Origin of the sequence: Streptomyces sp. NPDC001513 (genome assembly GCF_042894695.1) — a bacterium.
Lineage (GTDB): Bacteria > Actinomycetota > Actinomycetes > Streptomycetales > Streptomycetaceae > Streptomyces.
Window position 1 is genome coordinate 49228 of record NZ_JBIAVU010000017.1, and the last position, 14481, is coordinate 63708.

The window sequence follows — 14481 nt, forward strand, 5'->3', positions numbered from 1 at the left end:
CGGCCCGGAACGGCGGACCCGACCTGTCGTCGGACGTCCGGGAATCAGGCATCAGCCCGGTTTCGGGGTCGCCGTCGGCCGCACCTCCGGGCCGGCGGCCAGTCGTGACGCGTGGGCGGTGACACGGCTCCAGGCGGCGGGCAGGTCCTCGGCGCAGTCCGGGTCCAGGAGCAGCCGGTGGTGCAGCCACAGGGCGCTGCGCGTCGCGCCCTCGGCCACGGGCAGCGACCTCGGGGCTCCCGTCGGGGGCCGGAACGCCGGCAGCAGGTGCCATGCCGGGAAGAGGACGCGCGCGGGGATTCCCTCGGCGGCTAGGGCCCGGACGGTGGTGGCGTTGTCGAGCCCGTCCGTGAGGGCCGCCTGGGGCAGTCGGAGGAGCACCATGTAGTGGTCGTGCCGGGTGACCCGGGGGTCGACCGCCGCGAGGGCACCGGCCGGCAGGGCCCGGTCGAGGCGCTCGTACGTACCCTTCCGCCGAAGCCACAGGGCGTCGGTTCCCGCCATATGGCTGAGCACCAGGGCCGCGTGGAATTCGCTGATCCGTGCGTTGGTCCCCGGTTCGAGATGATCGTAGTCGGAACTCCCTCTCGGTCGACCACAGTTGGCGATGCGTTCGACCCGACCGGCCAGGGCTCCGTCCGAGCGGATCAGTACGGCGCCGCCTTCGCCACCCGGCCACAGTTTCGCCGCCTGGAAGCTCATCGCGGTCATGTCGCCCGCCGAGCCGACGGGCCGGCCGTCCCATGCGGCGGCGACCGCCTGGGCGCTGTCCTCGATGAGGAGCAACCCCTTTTCGTCGCACAGCAGCCGGGCACCGGTGAGATCGGCGGGCTGGCCGCCCAGGTGCACCACCACCAGGGCCTTCGTCCGTGCGGTGACGCTCTCGCGGGCGGACCACAGGTCGAGGGAGAAGGTGTCGGGTCGCACGTCCGCGGGCACCGGCGTCGCGCCCACTGACGAGACCGCCGAGGCCGACGACACGAAGGTGGTGGCCGGGACGACGACCTCGTCGCCCGGTCCGATGCCCGCGGCGCGCAGGGCGACTTCGAGAGCGAGCGTTCCGTTGGTGACCGCGACGGCGGCGCGCACCTCGAACCGGTCGACCAGTGCGGCTTCGAGTCGTTCGCCGGCGCCGTCGCCGTTCTGCCACCAGTGACCGCTGTCGAAGACCGCGTTCACTGCGGCGCGGGCCTCGACGGAGGGGCTGGGCCAGGCGGGGAAGGGCCGGGTGCGGACGGGCCGGCCTCCCAGGGCCGCAGGTAGGTCGTGTGGCATGGGACGGCTCCCGTTCGGATGGGCCGCACGGGGCACTCCCACCCCGGGCCGCGAACGGCCGACAGCAGGAACGGACTGCGGAACGGCACTGGCGGAACGCCGTGTGCGGCCGGTGGATTTGCAGTTGGATCCACCCCTGTTCGAGGCTAACAGGACGCCGGTTGCCGCGGCGGGGTACGGCGTCGAATCGTCCGGAAGGCGGACCGATCGAACGACAGGGAGCGGCCGCAGCGGCGAGCGCAGCGGCGCCGGGCCTCGCGTCGAGGAGCAGGAACCCCTCCAGAAGGACCGCCGGCGCGGCACGGACGTACCCCCCGGGCAGCGTCAGACGGCTTCGGTGGTGAAAGAGTTCCAAGTGGCCGCAGCGGGGGCAGCGGTACGCCTCGATGCGACGGCGGGGCCGGCCCAGCCGCTTGGCGCCCCCGAACATACCCCGCTCCAATGCCCCGGCGATCCAACGGGCGTAACCGCGGGAGCCCTCCCCCGCGTCCTCGACAAAGCCGGGTTCGAGGCCTGCTCCGCCGGCAGTACGTACGCTTCGTCCCATCCACCGGACGAGTGTGCGAAGCGGGCGTGCGTCCCGCTCGCGGTTTCAGTGGCGGGGTCGGCGGTGCGCGAGCAGAGGGGGTCGCGGGGTCCGCGATCCCGCCCATTGACGGAACCGCGCGGCGTACCTGCGCAGTCGAGGTCGGGGCCGTGCGGGCGGTGGCCTGCCGCGTGCCGGGGCTCCGGTCGACCCGGCGGCCTGTAGGCGTGATGCAGAAGAGGGTGCACCCGGAGAGCACCCGCGGAGCAACAGAGTGTAATGATGAATCCCGCGCTCGGCTGGTTTCCCCGAAGGCACAGGAAGGCGACGGGTGCGCTCACCAGCAGGGCGTTGCCGCGCGGCGCCCGTTCGCTCGCGGCCGCCGTGAGCCGGGAGAACCCGTACGCGCACGCTCCCACGATCGGACCGACGAGCGCCGACCACAGCGGCAGCGAGCCGCTGAGGGGCAGTTCCGGCCGTTGGTAGGTCGGCTCGTCCGACATCGCCACGCGCACGAACATGGTCGCCAACGCGGCCGTCGGCACCGCCGGTACCACCGCGCCGAGGGCCCCGCTCCCCAGGAGCACCTCCAAGGTGAAGAGGGCGCCCCCTGCGCAGCAGCAGGAGCAGCAGGCCGCCGCACACCCGGATCCCACGCCGACGACGCAGGCAGCGGCGGCGAACCGGACTCGCCGCGCAGTGAGGACGGGCCGAACAGCTGGAACCAGAGGTTCTGGGGCAGCGTCCCGGCTGGACCCACGGGGCCACGGCAACCCTGGGTGGCCGGCGGGACACCCGAGCCGCGGCACAGGTGCCGCCCGGACCGGGCTGAAGCCCGCGGCCGACGCCGTGGGCGCGAGAGCGAGCAGCCCGCCGGCCACCACGGCAGACCGCAGCCCGAAATCAACGGGCTGAAACCCAGGACAGCGGGGCCGTGACGTCTCACCGCCAACCGTGCACGAGCTCGTGAGCCGAGACCCGCGCGGCCTGTCCCTCTGCATCATCTCCGCCCACTGCCGGAGCACGATCGGATTCGTGAGGCTCGAAGCATCCACCGGCGCGGGACCGGCCAAGGCGGCCGCGAAGAAAATGCGGCCCTGCCGGAGCATCCCCGCAGGCGCGAAGTCGAACTGCCGCCGGTCCGGGTAGGCCGCGCACACCGGACCATCCCCGCGGGCGGGGGCCGACGGCTCTACCTGGTTGACCGGCATCACCGCGGCCTGCCCGGCCGCCGCCCGCGCACAGAGCCATGGGCTCGGGCGGCGTCGTCGAGGGGATCTCCTCGTGTACGGCCGTGTGCAGGGTGCCCGCGGCCCGCAGCTGCCAGAGCTCGCGCATCCAGCAGTCGTAGAGTTCAGGCTTCCCAACGGCGATGGCCCGTATCCGGAAGCCGATCATCGAGGCGCGGCGGACGAAGAGTTCGTACGCCTGCACCGTGCCACAGCCGGAGCTGAAGGCCACCAGGCGGTCCCCGTCTCAACCTCTGCTCCCGGCCGCTGGGCCGGCCGCCGCCGAGTGCAGGGCGGTCTCTCATCGTCCGTCGTGGTGGCAGTCTGCCCGACCTTGTAAGGCCTTGAGCGCTCGGACCCCCACGCCGGACTGCGGCCGGCGATTCCCGCCCTGCTGTGTCAGCTGGACGGCGCGAAGGAGATGAAGTAGGTCGGCCACCGAGCGGCCAGGGCCGGGGCGCTGCGGGCGCGGGCGGCGGCGCTGCAACGCCTGGAACGACAGCCAGCCGACCGCGGTGTCCCAGACGACGAGCTCGCCGTCGAGAACCAGGCCGCCGGGGCGCTGCCCGGCCACCGCCACCAGGTCCGACCACCGCGGTCCCGGACCAGCGCCCCTCGCCGGCCTCCTGTCATTGACCATTCCCGCCGACCGCATCACGTCCTAGACTGCGACCGCTCCAAAACCTGGCGATCATCAGGAGGGCGCGCAAGATGAACCGAGCACTGATCAGCGCATTAGCGGCCGTGACGTTAGTCGTGTCCGGGGGAAGTGCCGCCACCGCTTCCGACGGCGCTCCGCCGCGCACCACGCACGGCCCTTGCCAGTACACACAGACCCCGGACGAGCCGCCCGCGCGTCATGTTCCGCTGCCGCCCGACCCGCGGCGCACCCCTAGCCGTGGCACGGTTGACATGGCTGTTCCGACCAGCCAGGGTCCGCTCCCGCTGCGTTTGGACCAGGCCAAGGCGCCGTGCACGGTCCAGAGTTTCCTGCACCTGGCACGGCATGGGTTCTACGACCGGACGGTGTGCCACCGTCTGACGGCGTATCCGACGCTGAAGGTCCTGCAGTGCGGCGACCCGACCGGGACCGGTGAGGGAGGGCCCGGGTACAAGTACAAGGACGAGCTGCCGGTGGATTTGCCACCCGCACCGACCGATCCGACCGGCGCGCGCCGCCTGTACGGGCGCGGCCTGCTGGCGATGGCCAACGCCGGTCCGGACACGAACGGCTCACAGTTCTTCGTCGTCTACGGCGACTCCGCACTACGCCCGAACTACACGGTGTTCGGCACGGTCGGCCCCGACGGCCTGGCAACACTCGACAAAACCGCCGCCGGAGGAATCGAGCCGACCGCGGAGGACCCGGCACCGGTCGACGGCACACCCGTGCTGCGGACCGAGCTGCTCCGCGTCCGGCCGTCCTGCCGGCATTGACCCCCCGCGGCCCGCGCCGAAGCCGCGGCCGCTGCGGTGGCGTCTGTCCAGGGCCGGGTGGTGGTGGAGCGGGAGCGGGCCGCCATCGGGGAGACCCACAGCCGGGACGCGGACGCGGGCCGTGCGGTCAGCGGCGTGGTCAGGGAGTGGAGGGTGGCGTCCACGAGGTGGCCCACCAGAGCCGTGCCGGTGGCCTGCTTCCAGGGGGTGTCGGCCGTCAGGCGGTTCAGGTGGTGGGCGACGGTGTGTGTGCTGTCGCTCTCGCGGATGTTCTGCATGCGGGCGGCAAGCAGCGGCCACTGGCGTGAGCCGACCAGGAGGCCCGCTTCCCGCTCCGGCAGGATGTCCCGGACCATCGACACCATCTGCGAGTGCGCGGCCGGGTGCACCCTCAGCTGCTCCAGGGCACGGGCCCGGTTGCCGAGGTCGATGTCGAGGTCGCGGGGGGACGTTCAACCCCTCGGTCAAGGGTCCCCAGGAGCGCTTCGCGTCCACGCTTGCGGGCGGCGCCCACGGATGGCGGCCTCCCGCACCCGTGGCGCCGCAGCGCGAGCGGCGGGCGCGGGCGCAGCGGCCGGAGCGGGAGCGGGGGCTGGCGCGGGGGCGGGGGTCTTGGCGGCGGCCGCGGGCTGGTCTGCTTGCCGGGAATCGGATCGCCATCAACGGGGTTGGTGGGGGATGAGCCATTAGGAGGGCCATGCGAGCGATTCAGGTGTACGAAGTGGGCGGTCCCGAGGTGCTGCAGGAGGCCGAGGTGGACCAGCCGCGGCCGGGTCCGGGCGAGGCGGTCGTGGAGGTCGCCGCATCCGGGGTCAACTTCCTCGACGTCTACCACCGCGAAGGCCGGTACAGCCTCCCGCTGCCCTTCACCCCGGGCGCTGAGGGCGCCGGCACGGTCGTCGAAGTTGGACCCGGCGTCGTTGACGTCGCAGTCGGGGACCGGGTCGGTTGGGTGGAGATTCCCGGCACGTATGCCGAGCGGGCCGTCGTGGACTCCTCCCGGCTGGTGCCGCTGCCCGACGATATCGACTTCGAGACAGCCGCCGCCGTGCTCCTCCAAGGCATGACCGCGCACTATCTCGTCAAGGACGCCTACCCGGTTCAGGGGGGCGACACGGTGCTCGTGCATGCGGCTGCTGGTGGCATGGGGCTGCTTTTGACCCAGCTCATCACCCATCTCGGCGGCAGGGTGATCGGCACGACGTCGACCACGGCGAAGGCCGAGCTGGCGAAGCGTGCCGGAGCCGCTGAGGTGATCCTTTCCTCCGCAGTCGACGATCTCGCAGCCGAGGTGAGGCGGCTCAACGGCGGTCAGGGACTGCCGGTTGTCTTCGACGGCGTCGGCGCGCACACCTTCGATGCGAGCCTCGCCAGCCTGCGAACCCGCGGCCATCTCGTGCTCTTCGGCGCGGCAAGTGGTGCCGTGCCGCCGTTTGATCCGATTCGGCTCGCCCACGGCGGTTCGCTGACCCTGATCCGGCCCAGCCTCGGGGACTTCATCGCCGATCGGTCCGAACTGCTCCGACGGGCCGCCGATGTGTTCGAGTGGGTGCGCTCCAAGGCGCTTGAGGTCACCGTAACGGGCCGCTACGCATTGTCCGAGGCCGCCCAGGCCCACAGCGATCTGGAGGCTCGGCGTACCACCGGCAAGCTGCTCCTCGTACCCGATGCGGCCGCTTTTGGACGCCGCGAGGAGACGCAGAGCTGATCGCGGGTGACGAGGTCGGGGATCTTGGAGACTGGGATGTCGAGGGCATGGCCTACCGTCATCGCCAAGATCCCCGACAGCGTCAGGCACTCAGCAGGCCAAGATCAAGTTCTGGCGGGTTTCTGGCGTATCCGGGTCACACCCCTTCAAGATCCCTCAGCCGAGACCTGGCTCACCCGTCCACAACCTCCCGGGACAGAACACCTAGTCGCTGCGCGACGACTATCCCTTGCCCTTGAGTCCGTTGCGCCTCTTCCGGCCCGACCCGCGCGTCTTCCTTCACAGCCTGGCGCGGTTGCCCGAGGTTCGGCGGGCGTGGTTGCGCGGGCTTCACGGGCGGGTTCGGGCGGTCTCCTGACCTAGGCGACGTTCGGGTTGGCCGGCTGTTCTGAGCCCGCCGTCACCCGGCGGCCCTTGCCGCGCTTGACGAGGACCACTGTCTTCATGGTGACCCCCGGGTAGTTCGGGGTGTAGTACGCGCCCGTCCAGTAGTCGTGGAAGGAGGCCACCGTGCCGATCGTGTACGTCATCGGGTTCGCGGACATCTGGCCGCTTCCGGCGAAGGCCTCCATCGTCACCGTGTCCTGGCCGTCCATGCCCACCACCGCTGCGGCGTGGTACTGCGACATGATCTGCTCCCCGGGGTTCATGGCGAGCATCAGGTAGGACTGTCCCACCACCGGGCTGGCGTCGCGGTCCGTCGCCCCCTGGAAGTCGCCTGCGCGGTCGCGGTTCTGCTCGTCCGACATGCCGAAGGCCTTGAGCCCGGCGCTCGTACGGACGTTGCTGTTCGCGCCGTCGGCCAGCTCTCCGACGGCGTTGTGCATGATCTCCTCCGCCGTGTGGAGGCAGTCGTCCAGGATGTTGCGCGCCAGCTCGTGCTCCTGGTACAGCTCCGTGCCGCCGAGGAGGGCCTGCTGCGCCGTGCTTGTCGGGCGCAGGGCCGGGGAGTAGGACCCCGCGGGTGCGCTGACGCGGATCCAGATCGACGTGGCGTCGTTGCTCGGGACGGCGAAGACGCCGTTCGCCGAGACCGTCATGTGCTGCTGGTTCGGGCCGGCCTGGGCCGCCCAGCGCTGGACCGACTCCTGGGCCGCCCCCTGGTCGGCCCGGCCCGCCGCCTGTGCGTGCTGCTCGGTCCTCGGCGCCGCCCCGCTCATGGCGCGGCGCGCGTTGCTCTCCGCCTCCCGCTCGAAGCGGTCGGAGGGGTCGGAGACCCGCAGGCCCGCTCCGTTGTCCGTACCCGCCACGGGGCCCTGGCGCTGCTGGATCACGTGGGTGAGTTCGTGGGCGAGCGTGAGCTTGTCGGCGCCGCCCTCCCCGATCACCACGTGGTTCCCACTGGTGTACGCCCGAGCGCCCACCTCGGCCGCCGACGCCTTCGCCGCGCTGTCGTCGTGGATGCGGACGTCGGAGAAGTCGGCGCCCAGCCGGCTCTCCATGTCCGCGCGCGTGCTGCCGTCCAGCGGCCTGCCGCCGGCCCGCATCACGTCGTGGACGGCCGAGCGCTGGACCGGCGCCTCCTCCGCCTCGTGGCCGCACCCCGCACCGTGCCGGTGCGGCTGCTGCTTCAGACGCTGGACGACCACTGCGTTCCCCAGCGTCGCCTGCAGCCCGAGGAGCCCGGAGGCCTGTGCGGGTGGTGCGGTGACCGGCCTGCGGACCGTCGACCGGGCGTCCTCGGTGGCGTTCGACCTGGCCTTCGCGTGGTTCTGCACTTGCGCTTCCTTCGTCGGAGAATCGGAGCCGTACGTGATGCCTGTGTCCTGCGTTCGTCTCGCGTACGTCCTTGTCCTGGATACGCCGGGCGACCCCGCGGACGCCAGGTACGCGAGGGCAGACTCGACCGGCCGTGAGGGCAGTCTCGGTTCCTCCTGAAGAACTCGACCTCCGCCAGCGCCACATGACGGCCCGGGGTGAGCCCCGCCGCCTCACGGATCACCAGGTCGGGGCGGTCATCGTGGTTCTCCTTCGCCGGTGGTGTCGGCATCGGCGGCAGTGCCCGGGCTGTGAGCGTCGGCAGTGCCTGAGCGGGGCTGCTCGTCAGTGGTCGGCCCGCTCGCAGGGGTGGGGCGGGTGCGGGCGGCGAGGGAAGGTGGTGTGCGCCAGCCGGTGGGCGGCGCGGCCGGCGGGATCAGGTCCGGCAACGCCAGCCGCGACAGATCCGCCGTCTTCTCCTCGGCAAGTTCCCGGCCCGCTTCCTGTGCGGTGAGAGTGTTCAACCTCTCGGGGCGGGCCGGCCGGGCTTGGGCGGCGTAGCGGTCCTGCTGCGCAGCTCTCAAGTCCTGGCGCAGCCGGCGGGTGCGGGCCGCCCGCGCGGTACGCACGGCGCTGATCTGCTCCGGCGTCGCAGCATTGGCCGGCTCGGCGGGGCCCAGGTAGCGGCCGGTGGATGCGTCGAACACCTCGATGCGGTGATCGTGGTGCGGCATGAACCGTACGCGCACCCGCTCACCGGCCAGGCCCGTCATCCACGCCGCCACGTAGTCGCGATTCCTGAAGCGGATGCCCTTGGTGGAGAGCACCCGGACACGGCCGTCGTCCTCCAGGGTGAACGTCCACAATGCGTCCGCGCCGATCTCGCGCAGCGGCGTCGGGTCCGCCTCCCACACCTGGAGCGGGGACCGGCCCTTCAAAGGCCCGGGGCGGTGGGAGGTGTTCCACCAGGCCACCCAGTCCAGCAGGCGGGTGGTGAAGTCCTCGAAGTCCAGGAGCGCCCCCGGTTCAAGCCCTCCACGGTGCCCTTGAGGTGCGGGGTGTACGGGGGCAGGTCCTCCACCTCCACGGCCAGGGCCTCGAACGCGGCGGTCACCGTCCTCGACAGAAAGTCCTTGCCCCGGTCCACGCGTACCTTCTCCGGGAGCCCGCCCTGCGACCCGAACGGCTCCTGGCGCACCACCGCGGCGCGCAGCGCGGCCAGGACCGATTCCCCCGCGATGGATGCCCGGGCGTGACAGCCACACCCATGATCGTGTTCGTCGCGCAGTCCACGAACCAGGTGACCCACGGCCGGCGGACGGTGCCCTCGACGTCGACCAGGACCGGGGCCTGGACGTGATCGGCCTCCCAGACCTGGTTCCGCCAGCCCCGCGGGCGCGACAAGAACACATCATGCTTGCGGGCCTCGCGCTCACCACCGGCAAGCCCGGCCCGCTCCCCCGGCGTCGGATCACGCCGGATCGCGCGGTGCAGCGTCGGAACCGACGGAGGCGGATCGCCCTCGCCCCGGGCCGCACGGGCGGTCAACTCACGATGGACAGCAGCGACGTTCCCCTTCCACAGCCCGAGCAGAACCCTCACCTCCGCAGTGACCGTGAACCGCCCCGGATACGGGGCCCGCTCCCCCGGCACCGCAGCCGCAGCCTCGTCCTCCTCGGCGGCCGCCAGCCACCGCCACACCGCCCGCTCCCGGACACCCAACGCATCCGCCGCCGGCCGAACATGCCGAGTCGTCAGCCTCTGCTCCCGACGCAAGGCCAGCAGCCGGCGCGCCTCCGGCCCCCGCAACGCCCGAACCGACACAGCCGGCAAAGCTGGCCTGCCACCCGTCGCCGCATCGCGTGCCTCCTGTTCGTCCGCCGTGGGGGACGAACCCTCCTCAGGGGCCGAAGGCCTCGCTCATGTCTCCGGGCTCGGTCTCCAGCGCCTCGCGGTCGACCGTCAGCATGACGAGGAAGAAGAGCCCGCCCATCAGGAGGAGACCGGCCACGACCACTACGGAGACGAAGGCCTCCCTCGGTGAGACCAGCACGAACAGCGCGACAAGCGTCCACACCAGGGCGGAAATCGCGACCGGCAGCTCGAAACGTCCCAGGTCGAACGCGCCCTTCTTACGGCCCAGCCGCCCGCGCACCGCCAGGTACAAGACGATCGTCGCGCCGTAGATGAGCGCCGGGAGGATCGTCGATGCCGTGATCAGCTCTAGTAGCGCGGCGCCCGGCAGCGCGACCATGAGGACGACACCGAGGGCGAAGATCAGGACGGTCGCCGGGACCGGGGTCTGCGTCCGCGGGCTGACCCGCCGCATCAGCCGATGGGCAGGGAAGCGCCCATCGCGCGCCATCGCGAAGACAAGGCGCGCGCACGCCGTCAGAGTCACGACCCCGGCACCGAAGAACGCGAACGTGATGGCGACCAGCAGCACCCGCTCCATGACCGGACCGAGCTGATCCCGCATGATCGCCGCGACCGGTGAGCCGCTGGCGGAGATCCGCGGGATGTCCTTGATCGCGACGGTGAGCGCGATCAGAAACAACATGCCCAGGACCGCGGCCGCCACGACCGATCCCACGATCGCGCGCGGAACGGTGCGGTGCGCGTCCTTGGCCTCCTCGGCCAGGTTCGCCGCGGAGTCGAAGCCGACCAGCGTGGCCAGGCCCATGATCATCGCGAGCATCAGACCGCCGCCGACGGCGAAGTAGTCGGGAGCATGCGCGGCGATCCCGCGCGAGGTGAGATTGCCGGCCGCGCCGTCGCCGGTGACCAGAACGGCGACGGTCAGCGCAATCGACACCACCACGACCAGGGCCACTTCGATCGCCACGGCCGCCGTGTTGATGACGCTGACGATGCGGGTGGAGGCGATGGCGAGCACGGTCTGCACGAGCAGCACCACCACTGTGATCACCCGTGCGGCGTCCTCGTCGGGCTCCATGCCGACGAGCGGCATGAGCGCCTGGCTCGCCAGCGCATTGTCGACGGCCACCACGGCAACCGCCAGGAAGCAGAAGGAGAGCCAGCCGAACCCCCAGCCGACCTTCGGGTTCGCCAGCCGCGAGGCCCACTGGTACGAGGAGCCGCTGAGCGGGATGCGGGCCGCGAACTGCGCAACCACCAGAGCCACCAGGATCTGTCCCGCGCCCGCTACCAGCCACAGCCAGATCCCGACCGGCCCGGCGGTCCTCAGCACGTCGTCGTACGTCCCGAAGATGCCGACCGCCACCGAGATGAAGGCGAACGAGATCGCGAACACCTGGAAGGAGCCCAGTGTCCGCTTCAGCTCCTGGTGATAGCCCCCGAGTTCGACGGCATCGCTGCCGTCGGCGCCGCCCTCGCCGTTCCGCGGGTCCGCGGGAGCCTTCGCCACGTCGGCCACCTCGCCTCTCCTCGGCCGCTCGGCTTCCAAAAGCAGCGGCAGGGCCCGACCCAGTGTGCTCCTCCCGGGCACCGCATTCCGGGCGTGGTAGCCGACGCACACGAGCGACCGCCCGAATGGGCGCCTCTCCGACGACAGCAGCGCCGTCTCGCCGAGCTCGGCGTGGAGTGGGCGCGAAATGGGTGACGTCCTTCCGCTTCCCTGCCGACCTGATCAGCCTCAAGCGCCAGCAGATCCGCGCCTACAACCAGCTCGCCCTTCGCCCCACCGTGGGAGCGGCCGAGCTGCGACGGGAGCTGATCCGGTTGTCGTGCCTGATCAGCTCCCACCCGTACTGGGCGGAGCGCCGATGGAGCACGGCGGGGCGCATCGAGCTGTTCCGCGCGGCCGAGAGCGGGCCGGACGGGGTGCGGGAGCTGAGCGTGCGCTGGAGTAACGAGGAGTTCGTCGTCACCGAGCCCGGGACGCGGTCCTCATGAGCGGCCTCGAGGCCCGCCTGGAGAACTGACGGGCCGTGCGGGCGTGGCCGGGCCGGGCCGGGCCGGCAACAGAAGCCGGCAGAGCGGGCGATCAGCGAGCTGGAGGTAGAGCCGGCCGCCGAGGCGGCCCGCCGGCCCCCGCCTCCGCCGCCGGGCTGGAAGCTCGAATCCATCCGGACCGGGGCCGGACCGAAGGCGCTGCACGTCCACGTCGGGGATTGCGCGATGAGTGGCGGCAAGCCCCTCAGCCGTGAGGAGGCCCGCCGGATGCTCGCCGAGGGCGTAGAGCCCTGCCCCTGCTGCAGCCCCGAGAACGCACTCGGCATGACCGGCTGACCGCCGGCCTCCAGGCGGCGGGTACGTTCGCAGGCAAGGGGTGCGGCCCTGGCCACCAGAAGGCAGCGACGACGGGGGCCGCGCCCCGATCCGTGTCCCGGAGCCGGACGCAGGCGTTGAGCGGGACGGCGTGGACCCCCGGCCCATCCTCCGGGGCGGCCCGCGCGAGACGGCCCTGCTCCACCGCCCGTGTGCAAGATCGTCTCCACTCCCCCGGCAGCCTCACCATCCGAGCGCCGTCATCGGTCACCCCGCAACTGCAGCCGGGCCCCGCCGAACCGGGGTACATCGTCGACGGTCGCGTTCAGGCGCAGGCGCACGTACCGGATCGGGTGCCGGTAGACGCCGCCGCGGTCGACGGAGGTGTCGGCGCTGATCTCGGCGACGAGTTCGGGCCGGACCAGGGTGGTGTCGAGGACGTCGCGGGTGCCCCGGGCCGAGGAGAATTTCGCACCGGTCCATGGATGGCCAGAGCCGGCTGGGGCGAGGTGCTCGGCGAGCGTGTGGGCCGCGTCGGGGCGCAGTGGGACGGTGCGGCCGATGGGGCGGAGGCGTCCAGTCGAATCGTGGCGGCCGAGCACGAGGAGCTGCGGGCGGGCGAGGGTCCCGGTGATCGCGCCGGTGATCGCTTCGGTGGTGTTCCTGCGTCTGATCCTGGTCCGGGCGCGGTCGCGGGCTCCCGGCCGATACCGCCGGCCCATGTTCTTCACGAGGATGCCTTGTGCACACCCGGTCAGTGACCGTTTCGATCGGCGAGTACGAGCCGCTGAAGGTGTTCGGCTTGCGCCTGAGGAGGTGGCTGAACGGCGGCGGGGGATGACGTGGAGGGAGGGCCGAGGGCTACGAGGGGACGGGTAAGGGAGTCGCGTCGGGTGGCGGGGAGGTCGAGGTGCCATCGGTTGGCCAGGCGGCGGGCGAGGCAGACGGTGGGCTCGGTCATGCCGAGGAGCTCGCCCATGCGGTTGCGGTGGCCGGCGCTGAAGGCGAGCCGGGGGCACTTCGCCACTCCGATGGGCGTGACCTGGATGCACCCGTCCGCCCCACCCGTGACGCTGGTGAGAAGGCCGGACTTCTCGCTCGCCGGGGACCGGAGAGATCAACACACGGGAGCCGTGGACCCATGGGCCGGCACAAAGGACGCTCGCTCGGTGCCCTGATCCTGCTCGGAGTCCTGGCGGTGTCGGCCTGTCAGTCGCCACACGCCGGCATCGCGGTGGCGGGCGGCGGCGGCGACAGTGGATCTCTCGACGCGCCGACCAGGGCCAAGGTCAAGCAGATCGTCCGCCGGTTCCAGGACACGAACCGCACTCCGGGGGTCCTGGTCGGCATCTGGAGCCCGAAGGGGACCTTCGTCAGTGCCACCGGCGTCGCCGACCTCGCGACGGGGGCGCCCCTCCGGGCGGACATGCAGTTCAAGATCGCGAGCCAGACCAAGACGTTCACGGCCAACCTCGTCCTTCAGCTGGTGGGAGAGGGAAAGGTCGCTCTTGACGACCACATCTCCAAGTGGGTGGCGGGCGTCCCCAACGGGGACCGGATCACCATCCGGCAGCTCCTCAACCACACCAGCGGCCTCGCTGACGGTTTCACGTCGCCCGCCGTCCAGGGGAGGGTACTCACCGGCTGTACCGTCGCGGAGCTCCTGTCGGCAGAGGCGAAGTTTCCCCCCGTCGCACCGCCCGGCGCCACATGGTCGTACAGCAACTACGGTTACAACCTGCTCGGCCGTGTCGTGGAGCTGGCCGGCGGCCAGGATCTGAGCACGGCCGTCCAGCAGCGCATCGCCCGACCTCTCGGACTCCGACGCACCCTGCTGCCGACCTCGGGGAACGGCCTCACCGAGCCCTTCACCCACGGGTACGGGCGGGGCGGTCTGAGCCCCACCCAGGCACCCACCGCGTCCGATGACGCCACCGCCATTCCGGCGTCGTGCCTCTGGGCGCACGGAGGCATGGTTTCCACGCTCTCGGACATGCGGTTCTGGTCCCGCGCCCTGGCGACCGGTTCGCTGCTCAAGCCGGAGGTCTGGGCTGAGGCGACCAAGAACCCGGTCCCGTTCGTCTTCAAGGGGAACTACAACGGGCCCGGCACGTGGCGGTACGGACTGGGATTCGTCGAGTCCGGCGGGTTCATCGGCGGAGAAGGCAGTTTCGCCGGCTACGAATCCACCGCCATGTACTCGCCCACGCTCCAGACTGCGATCCAGGTGGTGTCCACCAAGAACCCCAACGCCATCACTCCTCCCCCGGCGTTCCAGGCCCTTGGCATGGCGGTCTACGGCACCGGTCTCGGCTTCGGCCTCACACCCGAACAGGCGCTCGCGCCCACGTTCACCGGAGCGGCGGGAGTGCCGGACGCACGGCGGAGTTAGTGCGCGCTTCGTAGCGGACGGCACC

Annotated in this window: 9 protein-coding genes and 3 pseudogenes; 5 read left to right on the forward strand and 7 right to left on the reverse strand. The window is 71.6% G+C overall.

Going from position 1 to position 14481, the window contains the following annotated elements; genetic code table 11:
• Nucleotides 1–51: 51 nt before the first annotated feature.
• The 3 genes and pseudogenes from ACFYZ4_RS32560 to ACFYZ4_RS32570 form a co-directional block, all read right to left on the reverse strand.
• Complete coding sequence (locus ACFYZ4_RS32560; RefSeq protein WP_390785575.1) at nt 52–1275, reverse strand: aminotransferase class I/II-fold pyridoxal phosphate-dependent enzyme; 1224 nt, start codon at nt 1273–1275, stop codon at nt 52–54.
• A 343-nt stretch (nt 1276–1618) separates the two neighbouring features.
• Nucleotides 1619–1822 (reverse strand): annotated as a pseudogene (locus tag ACFYZ4_RS32565) (hypothetical protein); the annotation flags it as partial.
• A gap of 335 nt (nt 1823–2157) precedes the next feature.
• A pseudogene (locus ACFYZ4_RS32570) lies at nt 2158–3012 on the reverse strand (chloride channel protein); the annotation flags it as partial.
• 729 nt (nt 3013–3741) lie between these two features.
• Between ACFYZ4_RS32570 and ACFYZ4_RS32575 the strand changes: the two are divergent.
• Nucleotides 3742–4467, forward strand: coding sequence for a peptidylprolyl isomerase (locus ACFYZ4_RS32575; RefSeq protein WP_351291226.1), 726 nt, complete (start codon nt 3742–3744; stop codon nt 4465–4467).
• 697 nt (nt 4468–5164) lie between these two features.
• Entirely contained in the window at nt 5165–6175 is a 1011-nt protein-coding gene (locus ACFYZ4_RS32580) for a quinone oxidoreductase family protein (RefSeq protein ID WP_390785576.1), read from the forward strand.
• A 359-nt stretch (nt 6176–6534) separates the two neighbouring features.
• Here the strand turns inward: ACFYZ4_RS32580 and ACFYZ4_RS32585 are convergent, their stop codons facing one another.
• The 3 genes and pseudogenes from ACFYZ4_RS32585 to ACFYZ4_RS32595 form a co-directional block, all read right to left on the reverse strand.
• Nucleotides 6535–7893 (reverse strand): DUF4157 domain-containing protein, encoded by a 1359-nt coding sequence (locus tag ACFYZ4_RS32585; protein ID WP_384342677.1) that lies wholly within the window; start codon nt 7891–7893, stop codon nt 6535–6537.
• A gap of 237 nt (nt 7894–8130) precedes the next feature.
• Nucleotides 8131–9682, reverse strand: a pseudogene (locus ACFYZ4_RS32590) (Mu transposase C-terminal domain-containing protein).
• Between the two features lie 91 nt (nt 9683–9773).
• The gene (locus ACFYZ4_RS32595) at nt 9774–11372 is read right to left on the reverse strand and encodes an APC family permease (RefSeq protein ID WP_390785577.1); all 1599 of its coding nucleotides are present in this window, start codon (nt 11370–11372) and stop codon (nt 9774–9776) included.
• 80 nt (nt 11373–11452) lie between these two features.
• Between ACFYZ4_RS32595 and ACFYZ4_RS32600 the strand changes: the two genes are divergently transcribed.
• The gene (locus tag ACFYZ4_RS32600; protein WP_390785578.1) at nt 11453–11749 is read left to right on the forward strand and encodes a hypothetical protein; all 297 of its coding nucleotides are present in this window, start codon (nt 11453–11455) and stop codon (nt 11747–11749) included.
• Nucleotides 11750–11848: 99 nt separating this feature from the next.
• Nucleotides 11849–12085, forward strand: a complete 237-nt coding sequence (locus ACFYZ4_RS32605; protein WP_390785646.1) for a DUF6233 domain-containing protein — start codon at nt 11849–11851, stop codon at nt 12083–12085.
• A 239-nt stretch (nt 12086–12324) separates the two neighbouring features.
• Here the strand turns inward: ACFYZ4_RS32605 and ACFYZ4_RS32610 are convergent, their stop codons facing one another.
• On the reverse strand, nt 12325–12795 hold the full coding sequence (locus ACFYZ4_RS32610) for a hypothetical protein (RefSeq protein WP_390785579.1): 471 nt from the start codon (nt 12793–12795) through the stop codon (nt 12325–12327).
• Nucleotides 12796–13205: 410 nt separating this feature from the next.
• On the opposite strand from ACFYZ4_RS32610, the gene ACFYZ4_RS32615 reads away from it, so the two are divergent.
• Entirely contained in the window at nt 13206–14456 is a 1251-nt protein-coding gene (locus tag ACFYZ4_RS32615; protein WP_390785580.1) for a serine hydrolase domain-containing protein, read from the forward strand.
• Nucleotides 14457–14481 lie beyond the last annotated feature (25 nt).